The 22959-nt window shown below is 44.1% G+C and carries 21 protein-coding genes; 12 read left to right on the top strand and 9 right to left on the bottom strand.

What is annotated here, in order from left to right:
* Positions 1-63: 63 nt before the first annotated feature.
* The 6 genes from DV872_RS08155 (at position 64) to DV872_RS08130 (ending at position 9154) form a co-directional block, all read left to right on the top strand.
* Positions 64-2331, top strand: a complete 2268-nt coding sequence (locus DV872_RS08155) for a helix-turn-helix domain-containing protein (protein ID WP_158546885.1) — start codon at positions 64-66, stop codon at positions 2329-2331.
* 121 nt (positions 2332-2452) lie between these two features.
* On the top strand, positions 2453-3748 hold the full coding sequence (locus tag DV872_RS08150) for an ABC transporter substrate-binding protein (RefSeq protein ID WP_114629374.1): 1296 nt from the start codon (positions 2453-2455) through the stop codon (positions 3746-3748).
* A 60-nt stretch (positions 3749-3808) separates the two neighbouring features.
* Positions 3809-4708: a carbohydrate ABC transporter permease gene (locus DV872_RS08145; protein ID WP_114629373.1), complete on the top strand. Its 900-nt coding sequence runs from the start codon at positions 3809-3811 to the stop codon at positions 4706-4708.
* Positions 4698-5516 (top strand): carbohydrate ABC transporter permease, encoded by an 819-nt coding sequence (locus tag DV872_RS08140; RefSeq protein ID WP_114629372.1) that lies wholly within the window; start codon positions 4698-4700, stop codon positions 5514-5516. The genes DV872_RS08145 and DV872_RS08140 overlap by 11 nt, the downstream gene beginning before the upstream one ends.
* A complete protein-coding gene (locus DV872_RS08135) occupies positions 5500-7374 on the top strand; it encodes a heparinase II/III family protein (RefSeq protein WP_233516417.1) in 1875 nt (624 codons plus the stop codon). Before DV872_RS08140 ends, DV872_RS08135 begins: the two co-directional genes overlap by 17 nt.
* A gap of 1 nt (position 7375) precedes the next feature.
* Positions 7376-9154, top strand: coding sequence for a glycoside hydrolase family 2 protein (locus DV872_RS08130; RefSeq protein WP_114629370.1), 1779 nt, complete (start codon positions 7376-7378; stop codon positions 9152-9154).
* Here the strand turns inward: DV872_RS08130 and DV872_RS08125 are convergent.
* Positions 9147-9977, bottom strand: coding sequence for an alpha/beta hydrolase (locus DV872_RS08125; protein WP_114629369.1), 831 nt, complete (start codon positions 9975-9977; stop codon positions 9147-9149). The two genes, DV872_RS08130 and DV872_RS08125, sit on opposite strands and share 8 nt — an antisense overlap.
* A gap of 94 nt (positions 9978-10071) precedes the next feature.
* Positions 10072-10923 carry an AraC family transcriptional regulator gene (locus DV872_RS08120; RefSeq protein ID WP_114629368.1) on the bottom strand — a complete coding sequence of 284 codons (852 nt, stop codon included), beginning with the start codon at positions 10921-10923 and terminating at the stop codon, positions 10072-10074.
* Between the two features lie 130 nt (positions 10924-11053).
* Here DV872_RS08120 and DV872_RS08115 point away from each other — a divergent pair, with 130 nt between their 5' ends.
* From DV872_RS08115 to DV872_RS08105, 3 genes are all read left to right on the top strand, one after another.
* A complete protein-coding gene (locus tag DV872_RS08115; RefSeq protein ID WP_114629367.1) occupies positions 11054-12145 on the top strand; it encodes a Gfo/Idh/MocA family protein in 1092 nt (363 codons plus the stop codon).
* A 38-nt stretch (positions 12146-12183) separates the two neighbouring features.
* Positions 12184-12831 (top strand): ThuA domain-containing protein, encoded by a 648-nt coding sequence (locus tag DV872_RS08110; RefSeq protein WP_114629366.1) that lies wholly within the window; start codon positions 12184-12186, stop codon positions 12829-12831.
* A 61-nt stretch (positions 12832-12892) separates the two neighbouring features.
* On the top strand, positions 12893-13627 hold the full coding sequence (locus DV872_RS08105; protein ID WP_114629365.1) for an NUDIX domain-containing protein: 735 nt from the start codon (positions 12893-12895) through the stop codon (positions 13625-13627).
* 10 nt (positions 13628-13637) lie between these two features.
* Here the strand turns inward: DV872_RS08105 and DV872_RS08100 are convergent, their stop codons facing one another.
* The 4 genes from DV872_RS08100 to DV872_RS08085 are packed head-to-tail and all read right to left on the bottom strand — an operon-like array spanning position 13638 to position 17226.
* Positions 13638-14486: an endo alpha-1,4 polygalactosaminidase gene (locus DV872_RS08100; RefSeq protein ID WP_114629364.1), complete on the bottom strand. Its 849-nt coding sequence runs from the start codon at positions 14484-14486 to the stop codon at positions 13638-13640.
* Positions 14486-15058 carry a DNA-3-methyladenine glycosylase I gene (locus DV872_RS08095; protein WP_199563450.1) on the bottom strand — a complete coding sequence of 191 codons (573 nt, stop codon included), beginning with the start codon at positions 15056-15058 and terminating at the stop codon, positions 14486-14488. Before DV872_RS08095 ends, DV872_RS08100 begins: the two co-directional genes overlap by 1 nt.
* On the bottom strand, positions 15058-16704 hold the full coding sequence (locus DV872_RS08090) for an adenylate/guanylate cyclase domain-containing protein (RefSeq protein WP_114629363.1): 1647 nt from the start codon (positions 16702-16704) through the stop codon (positions 15058-15060). The genes DV872_RS08095 and DV872_RS08090 overlap by 1 nt, the downstream gene beginning before the upstream one ends.
* 45 nt (positions 16705-16749) lie before the next feature.
* Positions 16750-17226 carry a chemotaxis protein CheW gene (locus DV872_RS08085; RefSeq protein WP_114629362.1) on the bottom strand — a complete coding sequence of 159 codons (477 nt, stop codon included), beginning with the start codon at positions 17224-17226 and terminating at the stop codon, positions 16750-16752.
* A 166-nt stretch (positions 17227-17392) separates the two neighbouring features.
* Here DV872_RS08085 and DV872_RS08080 point away from each other — a divergent pair, with 166 nt between their 5' ends.
* Both DV872_RS08080 and DV872_RS08075 read left to right on the top strand, forming a co-directional pair.
* Positions 17393-18061: a lysoplasmalogenase gene (locus tag DV872_RS08080; protein WP_114629361.1), complete on the top strand. Its 669-nt coding sequence runs from the start codon at positions 17393-17395 to the stop codon at positions 18059-18061.
* 108 nt (positions 18062-18169) lie between these two features.
* Positions 18170-18670, top strand: a complete 501-nt coding sequence (locus DV872_RS08075; RefSeq protein WP_114629360.1) for a hypothetical protein — start codon at positions 18170-18172, stop codon at positions 18668-18670.
* Here DV872_RS08075 and DV872_RS08070 read toward each other — a convergent pair.
* Positions 18667-19566 carry a response regulator transcription factor gene (locus tag DV872_RS08070; protein ID WP_114629359.1) on the bottom strand — a complete coding sequence of 300 codons (900 nt, stop codon included), beginning with the start codon at positions 19564-19566 and terminating at the stop codon, positions 18667-18669. The two genes, DV872_RS08075 and DV872_RS08070, sit on opposite strands and share 4 nt — an antisense overlap.
* Before the next feature lie 44 nt (positions 19567-19610).
* On the opposite strand from DV872_RS08070, the gene DV872_RS08065 reads away from it, so the two are divergent.
* The gene (locus DV872_RS08065; RefSeq protein WP_114629358.1) at positions 19611-20474 is read left to right on the top strand and encodes an aldose 1-epimerase family protein; all 864 of its coding nucleotides are present in this window, start codon (positions 19611-19613) and stop codon (positions 20472-20474) included.
* A gap of 4 nt (positions 20475-20478) precedes the next feature.
* Here the strand turns inward: DV872_RS08065 and DV872_RS08060 are convergent, their stop codons facing one another.
* Both DV872_RS08060 and DV872_RS08055 read right to left on the bottom strand, forming a co-directional pair.
* A complete protein-coding gene (locus DV872_RS08060) occupies positions 20479-21693 on the bottom strand; it encodes an ABC transporter permease (RefSeq protein WP_114629357.1) in 1215 nt (404 codons plus the stop codon).
* A gap of 39 nt (positions 21694-21732) precedes the next feature.
* Positions 21733-22959, bottom strand: coding sequence for an ABC transporter permease (locus DV872_RS08055; RefSeq protein ID WP_158546884.1), 1227 nt, complete (start codon positions 22957-22959; stop codon positions 21733-21735).

Genomic DNA, 22959 nt, shown 5'->3' with positions numbered 1-22959 from the left:
TTGCTATATCCCATGTATAATACTAAGACTTAATCTGTAATATTCAGGAGTTCTATGCTCTTCATGAAAAAAGAAAAAAGTTTTTTTCTCTCCATTCTGGGATTATTTCTTATCTTGAGTCTTTTTATAATAATTCTGGCGACAAGCCTGTTTATAAATAGAACCCGTATCGTTGTCAGAAATGCTTTTGCCGAGAGAAACCTGACATCTACCAGTCAGGTAAGCCATATGTTTGATGTGCTTCATGCACAGATGATTCCGGGACTGAAAGAGGCCAGCTATAATAATCATCTAGTCTCCAGTCTGATGTACTCTAATGATCTTACTAAATCAGAAATGCTTGATGGAATAGAGTATCTGGATGGTCTTCTTCTAACCTATCCGCTGATCCACTCTCTCTATCTCTATAATGGGCAGATGGACATTTTTCTGACAACATCCACCGGATATGAGGCTGCCGAAAATTTCTATGACCGTGAAGTACTGAATCTCCTGGAGCACTTTGATCATACCTACATTGACCGCTACTGGCCCCGGCAGGGAACCACTCAGTACTCCCAGTACAGAACTGAAAGCCAGTTTGATACCCTGACTCTACTGATGGGGACCACCCCTAATAATAATGCCCCTATCAAGGGGGCTCTGATCTCCAATATCGATGTTGTTGCCCTGGAAAAAATCATTAATACTGAATTTGATCATCCGGATAACAGTATTTTTATCTACAACCAGGAAGATGCTCTTATTGCCAGAACCGGAATAATGGACAATGAGGAGATGCAGGCCGTCTTTTCCCGGATATTGGAATCAGACAGTGAGGGGAGGGGCTCTTTTCTTGTTGAGAATAATCATCTGGTCAGTTATCAGTTCAACTACAGGCTGGGCTGGTACATTATCTCAGTAATGCCCCTGGATGATCTGGACAATTCAATTCTTGATGTGAGTAAAAGAATCCTCTATATAATGATTATACTTCTTCTTTTCAGCTTTGCCTTATCCTATCTGGCCAGCCGCAGAGTTTATAAGCCCATTATCTCTCTGGTAAATTATGTCTCTGATGACAGCTCAGGGCATTCTGTACTTCCAGTAAAAAATAACAGTAGAGAAATCAGCTTTATTACAGGGCGCTACAAGGATATGCTGGATGAAAAAGAGTCTCTTGAGGAATCACTTGAGGAGCTGCAGGATGACTATCGTATAGAAATCTTCCGGGCGATTCTGGACGGTCATAAGTATCATTTCTGGGAAGAGGAGCTCGTTGAAGGAGATGTAAAACTCCTGAGAAAACCGCTTTCACTTTTTGTCCTTCAGATTGATGATTATTATCGCCTGATTCAGGATATGGACCGAAATCTGTTCAGGACAAAAAGACGCTCCATGGTCAGTCTGATTCAGAGCGGTCTGAATGATGAAAATGAAGTCCTCATTGATAAAAGCAGCCGGAATCTTGTCTGTCTCCTGTCAGGTCTACCTGATAAACATCTAAAGCGTATGCTGGAGCTGCAGAAACATATCCAGATGAATACAGATCTTACTGTCAGTATCGGTTACTCTTTCCGCAGCAGCATTGAAGATAACTGGCTTCATACACTTTATGATCACTCCCTTTCTGCGGCGAATGGCAAGTTTGCTCTCGGTTTCAATCAGTTTAATGAATATCTGGATCAGGATAAAAGTACTGTTATGTTTCCAGGAGATGTAGCGGATAAATTACTAAGCTGTCTCAGACAGGGCAACTTGTCAGGTGCAGAAGCAAAGCTTGAAATGATCAGAAAAAATCTGACCCAGGCTACCTATCAGGATTTTGAACAGCACATCAGAATTTTCTCCTACCGTATCCTCCGTTTTCTTAAAGGTATGAATATGCCTGAATTACAGAAGCTCCTGCAGCAGGTGAGATCTCATCCTGAAACCCTGGAGACTCTGGCTAATTTCCAGATCTTTTTTCTGGATATTTTGAAGACCCTCAGTGAACAGACAGGAAAGGCCGGCAGGAAGGGAGTCGTTCATTTCAGAGAGATTGAAGATAGTCTGCTGTTACATTATAAAGATCCGGCCTGCTGCGTACAGTATCTTGCAGATGACATGAAAATGTCTATCAACTATATAAGGCAGATCTATAAGGATTTTTCAGATAACTCCCTGTCAGATGAGATTAACCATCTCAGGGTTGAAGAAGCCGCCCGTCTTCTTGTGGAAACAGATGATGTTATTAAGGATCTGTATTCAAGAGCAGGGTTTTCAAATTACAATTCCTTCTTCAGCAGTTTTAAGAAAATAAAGGGGATAACACCTGCTGTTTATCGAAGAAATTATGAAAATGAGCAATAATCGGTAATTTTGAGAGTGAAATTCGGGAAAATCCTTAGTTTTTGTTAAAATACGAAGTAGCCAGATTAAAGTTTGCATGCAAATAATTCTTCATAATTATTCCCATAAAGGAGATTCTTAGATGAAAAAATTACTTGTGGCATTTTTACTGATGCTGCCCCTGGTTTCAACTTTTGCTGCCGGTCAGCAGGAGGAAGCTGCCCCCGCTGACGGTCCTGTTTCTGTAGACTTTTATACATGGTCTGACGGAGATGATGACTATTCCGATCTGTTCGAGGCATTTAATGCGGCTAACTCAGATGTACAGATTAATCCTCAGTATATTCCCCCCGCAGATTATGAATCCAAACTGACAACACTGCTTGCCGGTGGTATGGATATGGATGCCTATATGCAGAAAAGACAGGTGGATATGTTTGCTCAGAATGCAAACGGTTATATTGAACCTCTCAATGATCTTATTAAAAAGCATAACTTTGATTATTCCACAATGAAGTCCTGGGCCGATGCCATAGAAGTAGATGGTGATGTTCTTGCTTTGCCCCATAGAGGTGGAAAATACTACACCTACTACAATGTAAAACCATTTGAAGCCAAGGGCCTTCCTACTCCTACTGAACTCGTAGAAAAAGGAGAGTGGACCTGGGACCGGTATGTTGAATTGTCTCAGCAGGTTTCTGAAAATGATGGTAAGACTTTCGGCTCCAGTATCTATACCTGGGGAAGCTGTCAGATCTATCCTGCCGGTCAGAATAATGTTCAGTTCATTGATAGCGATGGAAATATCGATCTTAATGAATATGCACTGAAATCAGTACAGATCAGAAAGACACTGGAAGACGGTCTGGATATGCCCAAGCTGGTAGACCTGAAGGTGACTAAAACTCACTACTCCCAGGTTTTCTACAGCGGTATGTCCCCCATGCTTCTGATCGGTGAATGGTTCCCCGGAATCATGAGAAATGGATTTGATAAGGGATTGGTTGAAGGTTTTAATCCTGAAGATTTCAGAATCACAAGACTCCCCAGTGACTCTCCAGAGTACTACTCCGTAGGAGCTCCCACATTCGGTCATGTTCACAGCAAGTCCAGGAATAAAGATGCGGCCTTTCAGGCTCTGTCCTGGTTTGCCACCATTGATGGTGCTAAAGTGGAAGCCGGCCTCGGTCTTCTTCCTCCTGTTGTCAATGATGAAGTAAAAGCCATCCTGGCTAAGAATATTGTGGATGAAACTTCTCTGGGATACTTCACTGAAGATGTTCCTGTTCGTCCTATGATCTACAACAAGTACGGCAGCAAAGTTGAGCAGCTGATCTCCCGTTTCACTGAAATGTATCTGATGGGTGATCTCACAGATGCCGACTATCTTTCAGAACTGGAAAAAGAACTTCAGACTATCGCTGACACCACTGACTGATCTCTAATAATCTAATAAGGGAGGGCTTGCGGGTCCTCCTGTTTTTTCGGAGTTAATCACATGAAAATAAAATCTCTTGAAAGAGCAAGCTGGTTCACAGTTCTATCCTTCCTGCTCCCGGGATTTACAGGATTTCTGCTTTTTGTCTTTATTCCAATGATCTCAACTATCGGAGTTGCCTTCACAAACTATTCGGGAGGTCCCAATTGGAAGTTTATCGGGATCAGGAATTTCCGTTATCTGATGGAAAGCAGCCAGTTCCATCAGTCACTTCTGGTGACACTGCAGTTTGTTTTTTTTACAGTAATCTTTCAGATCCTTTTAGGACTTCTTTTTGCCGTTCTTCTGAATCAGGGGTTTCGGGGAACTACCTTTTTTCGCAGCCTGTTTTTTATGCCCAATGTGCTCTCAGCCGTTGGTGTTTCCCTTGCTTTTTCTCTGATATTTCATCCCGGAGCAGGATTTGCCAATCAGCTTCTAGCCAGCCTGGGACTTCCTCCCAATACCTGGCTGACCAGTTCTGATACAGCATTGATGTCTATTATCATCGTAACACTCTGGATGTCCTTCGGGTATTATATGGTCATCTTTCTGGGAGGCCTTCAGTCTATAAGCCCCTCCCTGTATGAAGCGGCAAGTATTGACGGAGCTAATGGATTTCACACTTTTTTCAAGGTGACCCTGCCCATGCTCAGTCCCACCATGTTTTTTGCCATGACCATGAGTATCATCGGCAGCTTCAAGGTCTTTGACCAGGTATTTATGATGACCGGTGGACAGGCTGGAGGTGGTCCTGCTGGATCTACCAATGTAGTCGTTTTCGATGTATATCTGAACTCCTTTACAAATTATAAATTCGGTTATGCTTCGGCAGAATCTCTGATCCTCCTAGTCATCATTCTTGCCATTACCCTAATTCAATTTCAGAATCAGAAAAAGTGGGTGACCTATGACCTCTAAATCAATTATTCAAAAAACAGTCTCATGGCTGATGCTTTTACTGACAACGGCTTTTGTTTTAATCCCTCTTTATATGATCGCTACAGCATCTTTCAAGAATGAAAGAGATATTTTTGAGGCTCCTCTGGTTCTGTGGACCGAGAATTCGGGCATTTTTAACTTCAAGCAGCTGGATCGTTTTCCCCTGTATATCTGGAATTCAATCAAGGTCACTTTTTTCTGTACTGTCATACAGCTGGGTACAGCATCTACTTCTGCCTATGCTTTTTCCAAATTGAAATGGAGAGGCCGGGATGCCTTATTTGTTCTGTATCTGATGTCCATGATGATCCCTATTCAGGTTATTATCATTCCTCAGTTTATGGTGATCAAGAATCTGGGACTCTATAATTCTCACCTGGCTTTGATTCTTGTAGGCTCTTTTACCGTATTTGGAACATTTCTGATCAAGCAGTTTTTTATGACACTCCCGGATTCCATTATGGAATCTGCCCGGATTGACGGTGCTCATGAGTGGGTCATCTTTCTGAGAATTGTCATGCCCCTGGCTAAGACCGTTATGGCCACTGTACTTATCTTCTCTTTTCGCTGGTTCTGGAACGAATTTTTCTCGGCTCTTATCTATATTGCCAGTCCCGAATTGAAGACATTACCATTGGGAATGACTGATTTTGTGACAGAGTATATGGTCTATTTCGGTCCCCAGATGGCTGCGGCTCTGATATCCATAGTTCCTGTAATGATTCTATTCCTATCTCTGCAGAAATACTTCATTCAGGGAATCGCATCCAGTGGGATTAAAGGTTAGATCAATTATGCTCCAGGATAAATTAGAAAAAACACAAGCCTCTGTTCAGTCATTTGAGATTAGTAATTTTCTTCCCTCCATTAATTCCCTGAGGACCATGGATTCAATCTCTTTAGAAGCCCGTGAGGTCATCAGAGAATCGGGACGACAGGCGCTGGCTGAAGATATTCCATCCTTACGGGCAACTCACTATATGGAATTCAGGCGCAATGGAAATAGAAGTCATTTCGAAGCACTCTATTTCAGAAGACGGATTCTATTAGTCAGAATGTTGAAGGCTTTTTGTTTCGGAGAAGAAAGCTCTGAAATGCTGGATGGCATCATCAACATGGTTTCGGTAATTTGTGATGAGTGGAGCTGGGTCATTCCTGCTCATAACTGGCCGAATGATGAGACCGGGAAAGCCCTGCCTCCATTGAAGCCGCCACGGGTGGATCTTTTTGCCGCCAACACAGCCTGTCTTATGGCAATCTGTATTCACTATCTTAAAGAACCATTGATGGTAGAAGCGGATAAGCTGGTGGAACGTGTCGAGACTGAGTGCCGCAGACGGTGTATCAATCCCTATATGCAGAATGATGATCACTGGTGGATGGGATATCATGACCATCCCGAGCATGGAGAACTGAACAACTGGACTCCATGGATTACGGATAATTTCCTTCATTGCCTCCTTTGTCTTGAACCTGAACAAAGGGAGCTGAAGGCTGCTGCAGGAAGATCTTCTGATATTCTTATTAATTATCTGAAAGTTCTGCCTGCAGATGGAGGCTGTGATGAAGGCGCTATTTACTGGGATCACGCTGCCGGATCACTCTTTGGCTGTCTTGATATTCTGGACTTTGTAAGCGGTGGAACACTCCAGCTTTTGGAAGATCAATTTGTCAAAGATGCCGCATCCTATATCAGAAGAGTCCATATCGATGGTTCTTATTATGCCAATTTTGCAGACTGTCCCGGTGTGTTGGAACATATGCCATTCGGGCTCATGTACAGGATGGCAGAACTCCTGGGAGATAAAGAGCTGAGTCATCTTGCCTGCAGACTGAACAGCCGGAGCAGTGGGGATAATTCTCATGAAGAAGCCTTCTCAGTGCATAGGGATTTCCGTAATTACCTCTTTCCCATACAGGATATTGAAACAGTTCCTGAGGGCGGAGGCGGGGTCGATGTCTTTCCCGACACTCAGGTCTATTTGCATAAGTCTCAGGATCTCTTCTTTTCATGCAAAGGCGGACACAATGGTGAGAGTCATAATCATAATGACGTAGGTCAGTTTATGGTCTACTGGAAAGGACAGCCTGCAGTGATTGACCCAGGTATTGGTGAATACACCAGAGAAACCTTCAATCATATGCGTTACACAATCTGGACCATGCAGTCCGGCTGGCATAACCTGCCGGTTATCAATTCTATGAAACAGAAAGAGGGCCGCGAGTTCAGAAGCAGCAGCTTTATTACTGATGCAAACAGCTGCCGGATTGGTCTGGAAAATGCTTATCCCGGGACTGCAGGAATAAAATCCTGGAACAGAACTTTTGATGTCTCTGATGATGAAGTCTGTCTGACAGATCTCTGGGAATTAAAGGCTGAAAAAAATTCTGCAGTCTGGCATTTTCTCAGTCTTGAAGAACCATTGCTGTCAGAAGGATTTGTAGTGATTCCACTGGCTGAAGGTAAGATTGTAATCAGCTTTCCGGAAGACCTCCTTGAGGGGTGCCTGGATTTCCAGAAAATACCTGAGGATGACAGCAAGATGAGGGTCTGGGGAAAAGACCGTATCTGGCGTATCAGCCTTGAAAATAAAAATCCTCTGGCAGCAGCAGGAAAAGTTCAATTTAAAATCAAAGGAGAATAATATGGCCGAACATGAAGGCGCTTTTGAAGAGAATATCCACAACAGAGAATACAGGAAAAAATATACTGCAAAGAAAATAGATGCTTCTTTCACACTCTATGATCACTTCAGAAAGAGTGAGAAGCTGGACGGAATCTGGAATCATCATGCGGACGTTTATGACACATGTTTAAGGCAGGAGTGGTTCACCGAACCCCGTAAGGATGAAGAGGGTTGGACATTACCCTGGGATTGGGATTTCAATGAATGGGATACCATCAAGGTTCCCTCCACATGGAATACCCAGCAGGAGCAGTACAAACTCTATGAAGGCTCCATGCTATACACCAGAACCTTCCGTTATGAGAAGGAAGATTCAGAGAAGGTCGTTTTGAAAGTTGGGGCAGCCTATCATAATTCAATGGTATTTCTAAACGGTTCCTTCCTGGGTTACCACGAGGGAGGAGATACTCCCTTCTATCTTGATGTGACAGACTATCTTCTGGAAGATAACCGCATAGTTATCTCTGTTAATAACACAAGAACTCCGGGACGAATCCCGACTATATTTACGGACTGGTATAACTATGGTGGTCTGTACCGCTCGGTGGAACTTTTCCGTCTGCCCTCTGCCTATATCAGTAATTTTAAAATTGCCCTGGTTCCAGGAAGTAATTACTCCAGAGTGAAGGCTGAAATTACAGTAGAAGGAGAAGGCATTGAGTCGGCCGGTTTGGAAATCACTGAACTTGGCATCTCTGAGACCCTTAAGCTGTCAGGCGGCAAAGGAAGTATTGAGGTCGACTGCAGTCCGGAACTCTGGAGTCCTGAGAATCCAAAGCTCTATGATGTAACAGTCTCGGCCGGTGGAGATACAATCCGTGAAAGAACCGGTTTCCGGGAATTTAAAGTTGTAGGCAGCTCTGTTTTTCTGAATGGTGAATCCATCAAACTGAGAGGCGTCTCCTGTCATGAAGAATCAGTTCCCAATGGAAAGTCTGTTACAGAAGCTGAGATAAGAGAGAACTTTGCTCTTATCAAAGAGCTTCATGGTAACTTTATGCGCCTGGCTCACTATCCTCATACAGAAATGGCTGCCCGTATAGCCGATGAACTGGGAGTTCTCCTCTGGGAAGAGATTCCTGTGTACTGGGCCATCCATTTTGAGAATAAAGAGACCATTGATAACGGCCGGCAGCAGCTGACTGAACTGATTAAGAGAGACTTTAACCGCCCCTCTGTCATTATCTGGTCTGTGGGGAATGAAAATCCCGACACCGAAGAGCGCCTGACCTTTATGGGCGGGTTGGCTGATCTGGCAAGGGAACTGGATGATACAAGAGCCATCTCCGCAGCCTGCCTCTGGGATCAGGCCAAGATGAAGATTGATGACAGACTGGCAGACAAGCTGGATATTATCGGTATAAATGAATACTTCGGCTGGTATAACCCCCACTTTGATCTGCTTGAAGAGTTCTTCAACAACAGTCATCCCGATAAACCGGTTATCATTACTGAGCTTGGAGCAGGAGCCAAAGCCGGCCACCATGGCGGCAGGAATGAGATGTTCACCGAGGAGTACCAGGAACGGACCTATGAGGAGCAGATCCGATGTATCAAGGCACAGCCCTGGATTGCGGGAATCTCTCCCTGGATACTATATGATTTCCGTACACCTGTTCGCTGCAACAAGTTCCAGAAAGGATATAATCTGAAGGGACTGCTTTCTGCGGACAAGAGCCATAGAAAGCTGGCATTTTTTGTGCTGAAAGATTTCTTCGGCAGCTGGAAGGTCAGTTGAAACTTTTCAGGTTTTTAATCCAGCGGGCACTCAGCTCGAGCCATCCCTGAACATGGGGGACCGTCATACTGGTGTCTCCGCTTTCATCTGTTTCTGCAGTTGCAAGTGAGAGACCGTGAGGACCGCTGGGGTAAATATGGAGTTCGAATGGAATATTCTCCTTCTTCAATGCCTTGGCAAAGAGGAAGGAGTTTTCCACCGGCACAGATGCATCATCGGCTGTATGCCAAAGAAAAGCGGGTGGAGTCTGATTCCCGACCTGTTTCTCAAGGCTCATCTCTTCGAGGAGCTGTGCATCCGCATTCTCTCCAAGTAAATTATCAAAAGATCCTCTATGTGCATCCTCTCCGGAGCTGATTACAGGGTAACTTAATATCAGGGCATTCGGTCTGTTCTGTCCGCGGCTGCTGCATATCTCATTTTGCAGATATTCCTTATTCCAGTGAACTCCCAGACTTGCTGCCAGATGGCCTCCGGCAGAAAACCCGCACACTATGATTTTTTCCGGATCTACATTCAGTTCCCATGCATTTTGTCTGAGAAGGGCAAGGGTATTTGAAACATCCAGCAAGGGCGCGGGGTGCTTGTGTGGTGCCGTTCTATAGTGGAGAATCAGAGCATGAAAGCCCTGATCGTTATAGGCCCGGGCTACAGGTTCGGCTTCCCGGGGAGAGGTGAATCCATAGCCTCCGCCGGGACAGATCAGAACACAGGGGAGGGCCTTCGGGCTCTCAATAAATGAGGGGATAATGTAGGGTGTCTCAGAGCTGCTGTTTGCGGCCTCTCTTATAGTCTTCTCCATATTTCTACATATGTCATTCATATTTTTGCTCCATAATCTGTTATTCTTTTTGCCTGTTCTGCAGGAAACATATCTATTGTAATACTATTCAAATCCTATGTCAGGGTTTTATAGATTACACGCCTATATAGGGGGTTCTTGTTCTCTTTCTATAGGCCCCTGGACTCTCACTCCTTTTTTTTCTGAAGAGCCTAGAAAAATAGAGGGGGTCTTCATATCCAAGGGAGGAGGCAATCTCCTTTATGGACATATCGGTTTCCGCAAGCAGGCGGCAGGCCTGACGCATTCTGATTTCGATAACAGTCTGTCCAGGGGGAATTGTATACATCTCTTCCCAGCAACGCCTGAAACTTGACGGGCTGAAACCTCTCTCTTCAGCCAGACTATGAAAATCAAAATCACTGCTGCAGTCTCTTTCCATATGCAGATAGAGCTGTTGTAAAAAGACTTGAAGCTCTGTCTCACGTGGAAGCAGGGATTCCTGCCTGGAGTAGAGAATCAGTTTTTCAAGTGACATATCAATCCTGTCGTAGAAATCACTGCTCCCCTTTAACACATCCTGAGTCTGAAGCTGTAAAACTATATCTCTGATCTGCTCCAGTATCTCCCCATGTTGTTGTATTTTCCATAATCGGATCTCCAGCAGTCCACGCCTTTGAAAGTAATCAAAGTCCCTTGCCGGGTAGATGACAAACAACTCTTCCCATTCACCATCGGGTCCGTAATTCATGGGTACACCGGGGCTCTGTGTAATAACCATTGGAGCCCGTACGGGGAGAAGTTTTCCATCAAGTTCATAAAAGCCGCGGCCTGAGAGGATAAAGGAGAAGTTCTGTGTCTGAAAACTATGTCTTATCCTCTCCCTTTTATGGGGCGAATAGCCGACAGATTGTACTTCCTTACCTTCGGGATATCTTCGGGGGCTGGACTCTATATGGTAGAACCAGCCTTCTTTAAACAGTGACATATGACAATATTGTCCATGTAAAATGAATTATGTCCATTTATTTCTGAATATAAGGGTGCTAATGTGAAAAAATAATACAATTACTGCCGGGGATGCAAATAGGACCCGGTAATTTATAAGGAGTCAGAATATGAACATCGGCATTGTCGGCTGCGGCAATATAAGTGATATCTATTTCAAGAATCTTACAAATCTTTTTCCTGAAACTACTATTGTCGGATGCTGTGACCTGGATGCATCAAGAGCAGAAGAGAGGAGCAGTGAATACGGAGTTCCCATATTCACTACTGAAGAACTTCTTGGGAATAAAGATGTTGATATTATTCTGAATCTGACCACACCGGAGTATCATGCCCGGATCAATACAATGGCACTTAATAATGGAAAACATGCCTATTGTGAAAAACCCTTTGCTCTGAACCGGGAAGAGGGCCTGGCGGTTCTCAGGCTGGCGGAAGAAAAGGGGCTGCGTACCGGATGTGCTCCCGATACATTTCTGGGCGCCGGAATTCAGACCTGCCGAAAGCTGATAGATGAGGGTGTTATCGGTAAAGTCCACTCGGCCTACGCCTTTATGCTCTGCCCCGGTCATGAGAGCTGGCATCCGGGACCTGAGTTCTACTATCAGCCCGGCGGCGGACCCATGCTTGATATGGGACCCTATTATCTGACGGCTCTGGTAAACCTCCTTGGGCCGGTGAGTTCAGTCTATGGTAAAACTTCAAAGGCCTTTGAGAAGAGAATCTGCAGTGCAGAAAACACAAGGGGACAGGTGATAGATGTAAATACCTGGACTGACTACAAGGGAATCCTTGAGTTTGAATCAGGGGTGAGCAGCATTGTATGTATGAGCTTTGATGTTTTTAACTCTGAGGTTCCCAGAATAGAAATTCACGGAACAAAGGGCAGCCTTATGGTTCCTGATCCCAATACATTCGGCGGTCCTGTAAAGCTTTTCCGCAAGGGTGATGAAGAGGCTGTGGATATTCCGCTATACGCATTTCCCTATGACGAAAACAGTAGAGGAATCGGGATTGCTGATATGGCTCGTGCTCTGGACGCCGGAGATAGTCATCGTGCCTGTGGACAGCTTGCAATGCATGTGCTTGATACCATGCTGGCCTTTGAAGATTCCCATAAAGCCGGAGTGCCGGTCTCTCTAAATACAAGCTGTGTCAGACCGGATGCTCTGGGTCATGCACTTTCTCCTGGTGAGTTGTAATAGAACCTGATAGAAATAATTTAAATAAGGAATAAACAATGAAAAAAGCATTGATAACATGGGGTGGCTGGGATGGACATGAACCCGAAGCCTGTGCCCGTATTTTTGAAAAAATACTGAAAGATAATGACTATGAGCTGGTATTTACCGACTCCATGGACTGCTACACAGATAAGGCTCTCATGAGCTCTCTTGATTTGATTGTACCGGTCTGGACTATGAGTGAAATCACTGAGGATCAGTGGAAAGGGTTGAAAGAGGCTGTACTGGAGGGCTGCGGGATTGCCGGCTGGCATGGCGGTATGGGTGACAGTTTCCGTCAGAATGTGGAGTACCAGTTTATGGTCGGCGGTCAGTGGGTCGCCCATCCGGGGGGTGTCATTGACTATACAATTCAGATTACTTCAGATGATCCCATAGTTGCCGGATACAGTGAGCTGCAGATGCACTCAGAGCAGTACTATATGCATGTGGATCCTTCCAACGAGGTTCTGGCAACAACTACCTTCAAGGGTGATCAGGACGGGATGGGCTGGATTAAGGGTACGGTTATGCCTGTTGTCTGGAAAAGACAGTACGGTAAAGCCAGAGTTTTCTACTCATCCATCGGCCATATTGCCTCGGACTTCAAGGTTCCGGGAGCCACCGAGATTATGACCCGGGGAATGCTCTGGGCAAGCCGCTGATTATCAGCAGGGCAGTGATTCACTGCCTTGCATGAGGCGCGGTTTCTCTGTAATCTAAGGCATGATATTATTGGATTATGAAGCCGACCGTTTTGGTGGGGCTATACTTTCATCGGAAAAACTACCTGTTCTTTCCGACTATAAAAATATTCTTGAGAATACGATTTCTGAACTCAGGAAAAACGGAATAAAACTTCTTTGGCTCTTTCTTCCTATAGACCGGGCCGATCTGGTAGAACTCTCTGTGAATGCTGGATTCACCTATCATCATGCCGATGCAAAGGGGATACAGCTTACTCTAGCTCTGATTCCCGGTGCCTTTATTCCCGACTATGCAACACACTATTTAGGAGCCGGCGGCGTGCTGGTTGATGACGAGAACCGCATTCTTGTTATTCAGGAAAAACATCACACCAGACGTCATTATAAACTCCCCGGAGGAGCCCTTGATCCTAATGAACATATTGCCCATGCGGTGGTCAGAGAAGTCCGCGAGGAAACCGGAATTGAGAGCGAATTTATCTCTCTGAACTGTTTCCGTCACTGGCACGGTTACCGTTATGGAAAGTCTGATATCTATTTTGTATGCAGACTGAAACCCTTAAGCCATGATATTACCCTTGATCCCAATGAAATTGCAGAAGCTCTCTGGATGCCCCTTGATGATTATCTGAATCATCCGGATACACACCCTTTTAATATAAAAATTGTTAAAACCGCTTTAAGCAGCAGAGGATTGAAGACTGAAGAGATAGAGGGTTATGGTACTCCCGAATCCCATGAGATGATGTTTTAGGCGGCAGCAGTCAGGGGCTTGTATTGAAGTGGATATATCCTTTTTCAGATCTTGTCTCACTGATAAATGAGATTCCCTCTCCATAGATTTCCATATAATTACCGTATGCCCGGTATGCACCTTCTCTGTCTTTCTCATCGTAGTGAACTATTATTACCGGTTTTTCTTCATCCAGAAAGGCCTGCATATCTTCTGAATACCACCAGTTGAGGTTCTCCGATCCCGATTCAAAGGTTACTCCATCATAGTTTTCTGCACCCCTGCGCCAGTTCTTGGACATGCATTTTATCCCTTTTGACACAGCATATTCTCTTAGTTCCTCAATGTAGGCCAGTGCTTCGGTCTCTCCTGATACCAGATTATATTCATCCCTGGTTTCTTCATTGAACATCCAGTCCATATTATCAAATTCCAGCCAGTCAAAACCCAATTCTGCGGCCCGGTCAATTCTGTCTTTCATAATATCAGTCAGACCCGCTTCAATCCGGCTGACATAGTATTCACCCGCCCATTCTCCCCACTGTTTATCACTAAGATATGGTTTCATCTCTTCAAAATCGGAGCGCCATTCCTCTCCTGTACCTATGCTGATATAGGCGGATATTTCATTCCCATCAGACTTCACAGCATCCAGTTCCCCGAATGTGAGAAAGTCTTCATCAAAGGGATCCATCAGAACATAGGCATTTTCAGCTGATGCCTGTATGAGAGCCAGAGAGTCGGGTTCGTAGTTTTCCTGATAGGCCTGATTATATACGGGAAAAGTTCTCTCATTTCCTCTTGGTTCTTCCAAATCTGTATCAGTGCTGCAGCATGAGAGGATAAGCATTGTGACTGGAATCAGGTACATGAGGGGCATCAGCCTATAACTTCCTTATAGCGGAAACAGCTTGTGATATGATCATTTACCATTCCCACGGACTGCATATTTGCATAGGTTACAGTCGGCCCCATGAAGGAGAACCCCCTCTTTTTCATATCTTTGGAGATGGTCTCTGCAAGGGGGGTGACAGCCGGTATTTCATCCATGGTTTTCCAGTGATTGATAATGGGTACCCCATCCTGAAAATGCCAGTAGTAGTCTGAGAAGCTGCCGAATTCCTCTTTAACTTCAAGAAAACGCTGTGCATTATTGATTGATGATTCAATTTTTTTTCTATTCCGTATGACTCCAGGGTCCTGAAGCAGGCGGAGTACTTCCTTTTCCGTCCAGGAGGCAATCACTTCCGGATTGAATCCCAGATAGGCTTTGCGGTAGGTTTCTCTTCTTTTCAGTATGGTTATCCAGCTGAGTCCGGCCTGAGCCGATTCCAGAACAAGGTTTTCAAAGTGTTTTGTTTCGTCGTCGTAGACCGGAACTCCCCATTCCTTATCGTGGTAGGACATATATAGAGGATTGGTGCCGCACCAGGAACAGCGTTGTATACTCATTAAGATTCCTCTGTGTATTGATGATTAAATATACAGCGGTAGTACTCCAGGGGATGGCTTACATTTTTTACCGCAATGTCCCAGGGACCCGTAAAGTCCACGGTCAGTCCTTCCTGCGGAGCAATTCCCAGGGGACCTCCCGGCAGGTTTTCAAGTAGGGCGGAGGTCACAAGAACTTCTCCTGCAGATGCATGACCCTGCAGCCTGGCTGAATGATTCATGGCGGATGAAAATCCTGTATAGTCCTCGTTGGGGCCGAAGAATCCGACTGAAGTCGGGCCGCAGTGGATACCATTGGAGGTATTCAGATTTTCAAGAACTTCAGCTTCAATAATCCTCTCTTCCAGTCCCATCTCCTTTCCCAGGGCGATAGTTTCTCTGACTATCTCGGCAGAAGCCGCTATGGCATTTTCCGTTCTCTGCTCCATGGTCGATTCAAAAAAGGGAGGGCCGAAAAGACCGATAACACAGTCACCCACCATCTTGTCAAAGACACCGTCATGACGATAGAGTATTTCCAGAATCATCCGTGACCAGCGGTTTATAAGTTCCCCTATTTCAGAAGCATTATGCAGTACTTTTTCACATATGGCGGTAAAGGAACTGATATCTGTATAGAGTATGACTATATCCTCTTCTCTTGGACTGAGGTATTTATCGTAGAAATCAGGTTCAGAGAGGAGGCGCTGTACATCCCGTGCACAGAAGCATTTTGCCAGATAGCGACGCTCTCTGTTATAGTCGAAGAGTCTCTGGCAGAGGCATTCGGCGAAGATCCGGATTATATCTCTGCTCTCAGGATTCAACCCACCGTCCTGCGGTTTTACTATGAGTTTGCCGATAAGGCTCTGATTCAGTCCATTCTGAAGAGCTTTTTCCTGTATCCCTTCTCCCGAGAGAAGCTTTGAAAAAGATCTGTCTTCAGTATTCAGAACTTTGTCTTTATCTGACAGTACTGCAAGATACTCCTCTGTAGGACTGTCTATGGAGTTGTGAATCATTTCACCTCTGCTGTAATAGCGGTAACGGAGATCTTCTCCGGTGGCAGTATCCGTATCTCCGTATACGAGGATGAACTCCTCCAGATTAAGTTCTTCACAGAGATGTTTTACGGCCTTATCTGCCCCGTTTTCAAAAATCCGGTCACGCAGTGCCTCTGTGGAATACATGGTGATGCTCTGTTTACGTGCATTTGAGGCAATCCCTTCCAGGTAGTTATCCAGAAGTTCGGCGGCCGTATCCACCAGGTCTGCTTTTATACTTTTATCTTCCTGACTGAGATCACCTTTAAAGGCAAAAGCGCAGATTCCTATTACTCTGTCCACAACATCAAGGGAGGCTACAACAAGCAGTTCTTCATCCAGAGGGAACGTTCTGGGTTTGAACTCCAGCTCCGGCAGTTCCCGGGGAACCAGATGAGTCCAGTCTTTTTTGAAACCCTTGGATTTCATGGATATCTGTTTAAGGTTTTCATCTATGGTTCGGATCATCATCTCATGGGCACCGATGATCCGGCAGATGACAGGAACAACCCTGGCTAGAGCTTTTCTTATAGGAAGCTTTTCCAGAAGGCACAGCTCAATGGCATTGTCTAATTCCTCACTAAGCCGCTGCTTTGTCTGAAGTACTTTAATATCTGAGTTCATGCTTAAAGATTAAGCTTTTACTCAGAAAAGAACAATTCTTTTGCTTTATTCGGATTGATTTGCTACATTTTTCAGATCCTGGTGGGTCAGGACTTTAGTCAGATCAAGTATGATGATGAATTTGTCATCTTTCTTACCCATCCCCCGAATAAACTCCGCCTGTACCTGTGTTCCCATATAAGGAGTTGGTTCGATCTGATCGTCTTCCAGATCAATAACTTCACTGACAGCATCACAGAGCAGTCCGATTACAACAGCCTCATTGTTGAGAGTCATTTCGGTGACAATTACTGATGTGTCCGTTGCTTTTTCTATTTTACCAATTCCAAATTTTGCTTTAAGGTCCAGTACAGGGACAACAGATCCTCTCAAGTTGATGATTCCTTTCATATATTCGGGCATCTTCGGGATTACTGTGACACTATCAAATTCGAGCACTTCTCTGATATTGGCTACATTAATGGCATATTGTTCACCTGCAACGGTAAAAGTAAGATATTGGTTCAATTTATCGTCGGTCATATTTTTAACTCCTAGACTATAGTTTAGGAGTAATCAATTGAAATGTAAAATCATTTGTAACCGTAACATACACCCTTTGATGGGAATATCTGTTTTGTCTTGACAGATACACCCGTGAGTGAGACTTTAAAATGACTCTTTTCTTATAAGTTCCGGGAGGCATACTATGTTGATATCTGCACTACCTTTTATTGTTTTTTCTCTGCTGCATGTAGGTGGAGAGGCGGTGAAGTACAGACCCCTCCGTTACCTGAGTAAGCCTTTTCTTATGCCTTCACTGGCTCTGTTCTATATTCTCAATGCTCAGAATCCTTCGGTAGTACTGATTGCCGCAATTGCCGGTGGATGGCTGGGTGATCTGTTTCTTATGATTCCTGATAAAAGTGATAAAAAGTTGTTTTTCAAGCTGGGTCTCGCTGCTTTTCTGATTGGTCATCTGTTTTATGCCGCGGCATTTTTCGGACAGGGCTCCTTTAAGTTCAAGTCGGTTATGGCTCCTGTTGCTGCACTGGCTATGATTGGCTACTGCCTTATTATCTTTATTAAATTAAAACCTCATATGGGAAAACTCTTTGTTCCCATTACAGTCTATATCGTAGTAATTGCAGTGATGGGCATTTCCACAACCCTTTGTCTCAGTACTCAGGAATTGTCTCCGGCCTTAACAGCAGTATTCGGCGCATTTGTATTTATTATCTCCGATACGGTGAATGCCTGGAACCGTTTTGCATATGAGATTCCTAATGAGAGGGTTCATACTATGAATACCTATCTCACCGGACAGTTTTTACTGGTGCTTGGATTCTTACAGTTTATTCCTGTTCAGGGGCTCTAGAATGGCTTTCCTGTCCAATTTCCCCTCAAAAGTAACCTTTTTCTCACTACTCATTCAGTGATCAGATCCTTAGAATCCTATACAGCTAGACATTTATCAGGAGTTCATATGAAAAAAATAATAATATCAGTTGTCATCTTGTTTTCAGGTATCAGCAGCCTTATAGCCATGGAATTGAATGATGGATTTTCCACTGCCGGACTTGTCAGGTTTGAGAGCCACCAGAGTGGTGGTGCAGGTGAAATCGGATTTCCCATTTTTCAAAAAGAGGGAACTTCAATAAGAAATCATATCCTCTTCAGCGGATATGCTTTCGATAACGGCGGAAGCATGGTTCTCAGTGATAAGATCCTGTTTGGAGGATTTTTTGAACGTGGTTTTCGAAGTTATGGTTTTATTGAAGGCGGTTTTGGAATCTTTAATGAAGAAGGAAAGGATTCCTGGGGTGAACCTTTTTATTCAGAATTCAAAGGCGGAGGCGGTGTCGATCTGTATCTTGATAATAAGATGAGCTTTTTTGTTGAACTGGGAGGTGGTTGCCAGTTCTTTGGATCTGACATTAAGGGTACAGCTATTCTGGCCACAGGATTCAGAACCTACTGGAATTAATTCTCCACTTTCATGGCAAATTGAATCAGCTGCCTGCCGTTTTTCATCCCTGTCTTTCTGTAAATATTATTACTATGTTTCTTTACAGTAGACAGGGATATAAATAGCTCTTCGCTGATCTCCCGGTATTTTTTCCCGGCTATCAGTTTTTCAGCTACTTCAAGTTCTCTTGGTGAGAGCAGCTTTTCAAGATTATTATTTCCCGGGATATTACCTGGGTGATCATTTTGATTTTTAATCAATGTGTGTATAAAAAAATGAAGACTGGGATAATTATACAGACAATAGAAAAATCCGAAGACAGAGAAATAGATACCTGTAGATCTTAAGGGTGTAAAAATAAGAATCAGGACAGTCAGGCTCATGATGATTGTAATATATCCTGTAAGATACCAGGCGGCCTTAAGATTTATCGCATAGTCCTTAATTCTGACCTTAGCAGCCTTTTTTTCTGAATCCTGCTCTGCATCTTTTGCCCGTTTATTCAGATGGAATCCCATCAGTAAAAAAGGTATCCACCAGACAGTATAAATTAAGGGAGTAAACTGCTGCTTTTTTACGTAGAGAATTATTGCCAGGCAGTAGATCAGGGTAGTGGCTGTCAGATATATCTTTCGGGGAAATCGAATCTCTTCCATAAGAAAGGACAGTCGCGGGATTGTATAAAAGAGAGCTAAAAGGGAGGTAAACAGAAGTACCTCAAATATTCTTTGTTGCAGCAGATTAATACTGAAGCCTATTGAAATTAAAGTAATCAGAAGGAGATTGATAATCAGAAGGAGAAATGAGGCAATTCTCTTATCTTTAGTTCTGCTGTAGCAGATAAAGCCAACCAGGAGGTTGGTTATGGTAGTTGAGTAAGCAAGTATCCATATTATGGTTTCCACTTTATTCATCTATTTTGATAGACTCCTGAAAGATAATGATGTAGCTTAATTCCATGATCAATTTGAAAAACAATAAGCTAAAAGCCCTTATTGATCCAGAGGGCGCCGAATTAAAGAGCCTGAAAGTCAATGAGAGGGAATACCTCTGGCAGGGGGATACTGCATCCTGGAATGGTCAGTCACCTCAGCTTTTTCCCGTTATAGGAACAACCATCGAAGGTGGATGGGATTATACGGGAAAAACCATAATCATGGATAATCACGGCTTTGCCCGAAAAAGTCTGTTTTCTATAGTAGAGCAGGGGGATGACAGTTGTCTTCTCAGGCTCAGGGATTCTGAAAAGAGCCTGAAAGAGTATCCATTTCCTTTTATTCTGGAGATAGGATATCAGCTGACAGAGAGTGGTCTCAAAGTTTCATACAATGTTGAGAATCCGGCTGCCCATGAGATGCTTTTTTCTCTGGGTGCTCATCCCGGATTCAACTGCCCACTCACTGAAGGAACTGCTTTTGAAGATTATTATCTTGAGTTTGAGAAGAATGAGAGTATCAGCCGCCGCTGGAAGAAAGACTATCTGACCGGTGAGTCTGAAACGATCCTTTCAGACAGTAATAGAATCGATCTGAAACACAGCCTTTTTGACAGAGGCGCAATCATTTTATCGGGTCTGAATTCTGATTCCATTATTCTGAAATCTGAGAAAAGCTCTGCCTCTGTCCGTATGGACTTTGAAGGATTTCCGGATTTTGGTATCTGGACCATAGCCGGTAAGAGTGCCCCCTATGTCTGTCTCGAACCCTGGTTCGGCGTGGATTCTACAGAGGGTGACAGCAGGGATTTTGAAAAGAAAGAAGGTCTGATCAGACTGCAGGGGAAAGAAGATTTTTCCTGTTCCTACAGCCTGACCTTAGGCTGAATTCTCAGGCATTCAGAGCGTCTACAGGCTCCATCTTTGCCGCCTTTCTTGCAGGAATATAGGCTACTGCCGATGTTATTCCGATTGCCATAAAGGCGGCTATCACTATTGCCCTGATACTGAGTACAGGTCTAAAGACCATTGGGTAATCCAGGTCAACATTATCAAAAAACTCCATATTACCTATATCAATTCCTATCTGCCCTGTTTTATAGACAAGCCAGGCTCCGATTGTCATTCCTATCACTGCAGAGATGATGCTTATGAACAGAGCTTCAAGAAAAAAGAGTCTGGCAACTTCTCTGGGTGTAAAACCCATTGCGCTGAGAATCCCGATCTCCCGGACTCTCTCATAAACCAGCATCATCATGGTGTTTATGATAACCGTACAACCCAGGAGAACAAAGAATCCCGCCATCATAAAGTAGATGAATTTTCCCAGACGCATATAGTTGAACATCAGGTTCAGATCCGAATAGGCTTTGGCCTCAAGTATTTCAGGCAGCCGGGATTCCCAGTCTGCAGCTGCGGTCTCAGCCATCTTTCTATCCTCAAGATAAAGAAGAACCTCCGATGCTCCCTCTGTCATTCCGGTGAGTTTCTGCCCCCTGTCAAAGGGAATCAGGAACCACTCTGTCATCACTGTATTGGGAAAGGCTATGATGCCGGTAACCAGAAAGGTCATGGCATTGCTGCCTCTATTCGCCGTAGCAGTGAGGACGGTAATCTTGTCTCCGATTTTCAGCCCGTATTTTTCTGAAAGTTTAGCTCCTATGGCCATCTCCCTCTCAGCAGCTGTAGGGTATCGACCTTCCTTCAGCATCCCATCAAAGTCCATAACCTCGTTATTAAAATCGACTGCAAGTCCGTAACCGTTTTTCTCATTATCATTGAAATAGAGTTTTCCCGGTATATGTATCCTTGATACTGCCTGAACCGCCCCTGTTGTTTTCAAGGCTTCGGCTCTGACCTCGGCTTCATTGGGAACAAAATACTGTACGGGATTCAAATAGTCATATTCATAAAAACGGCTGTCTCTGACTTGAACCATACCTGTTGAATAGTTGAGCAGCATGAAATCATAGTCATCCACTACACCCATGATAAAACAGACCATAAAGATACAGAGCAGGGTGGAGAGGGCTATGGCAAAACCCGAAAGAATACTTCTCTGACCGCTCCGTTTTACATTTCTTATTGCTATTGGTAATAAGTTCATTTCAGTCTTCCTTATACTATCAATGAATAGAGTAAAGGGTTAATTCATCCTCAGATTCTCTGATATCGGTTTTTTTAGAATTCGTCTGGCAGGGATTATTGCCATGATCCCCGAAATACTGATGCCGGCCAAAGCAGAATATATAAAAGAGCTGGCTTTCCACCTTCCATGAAGAACACCTGTCGTTCTGTAGCCCACATCAAAATCCTTCAGCATAAATCCATAATCGATTCCGTGGTTTACCAGAAAGATGTTCAGAGGAATCGCAAGAAATATTCCGATACTCAGGCCGATGAGCCCGATACCCATGGCCTCCAGAATAAAGCTTTTCATAATCTCGCCATCCGTCATCCCCAGGGATCTCATCATTCCCACTTCATACTTGCGTTCATATATTCCCATCATCATAGTATTGCTTACCCCAACCGAGGCAATGATGAAAATGAGAGCAATAATTATGACTATAAAACTGTCGGACATGGCAGCCATGGACTGGAAGTCATAGGTGAGTTCATAATAGTCCAGAAAGCGGACAGACCCATCCAGACCTGCTGACAAAGACTCCAGTACTTTATCCTTTGCAAGTACCGTATATCCTGTGATTGCACCTTCCATTTCAAGATATTCGTCGGCAATGAAAAGAGGAATATAGATGGCTTTTCTGTTGAGTGCGGAGTCTCCGGTATGGATGATTCCTGTAACTTCAAGCTCTATCACATCGGTGGAACCGTATCTTGTTTTCACCTGAAGCAGAATCGGAGCACCCACGGTGGCTCCCAGTTTCTCTGCAAACCAGCTCCCCAGGAGTACGCTGTTTTCATCACTCTCTATCATTCTGCCATCTACAATATCCTCATATTGTTGAAATACCAGTGGTGCTGTTTCAGTATCTATAGCCCGTACAACTACAGGCAGGTCTCCATCTTCCACAAAACCGTCTGATTTATAGAAAAGGAAGTCTGCAGTGAAGTCCAGGTGTGGAGTAAAGACTTCTGTCTCTTTAAGAGCAGTTTCCACTATTGCCCTGTCTTCAATTACATAATCCAGAGATAAATCATCTCTATGTTCCCACCAGCCTGCCGCAAGGACCTGTCCATCTCCAGTGTCATGAATCCGGTAGTTTCTGAAGCTCTCTTCACTTGATCCGGCCATAAAGGAGTCAATAAATATAAACATGAGGATTCCGTAGGCGAGGGCAGAGGCTGTGATAAATGTTCTCTTATGGTATCGGAACAGATTCATAAATGAAAGTTTAAACAGTTTCAT

Origin of the sequence: Oceanispirochaeta sp. M1, assembly GCF_003346715.1 — a bacterium.
In the GTDB taxonomy this organism is placed as follows: domain Bacteria; phylum Spirochaetota; class Spirochaetia; order DSM-2461; family DSM-2461; genus Oceanispirochaeta.
Note: the sequence above shows the minus strand (reverse complement) of the source record. Positions and strands in the feature narration are given on the sequence as shown.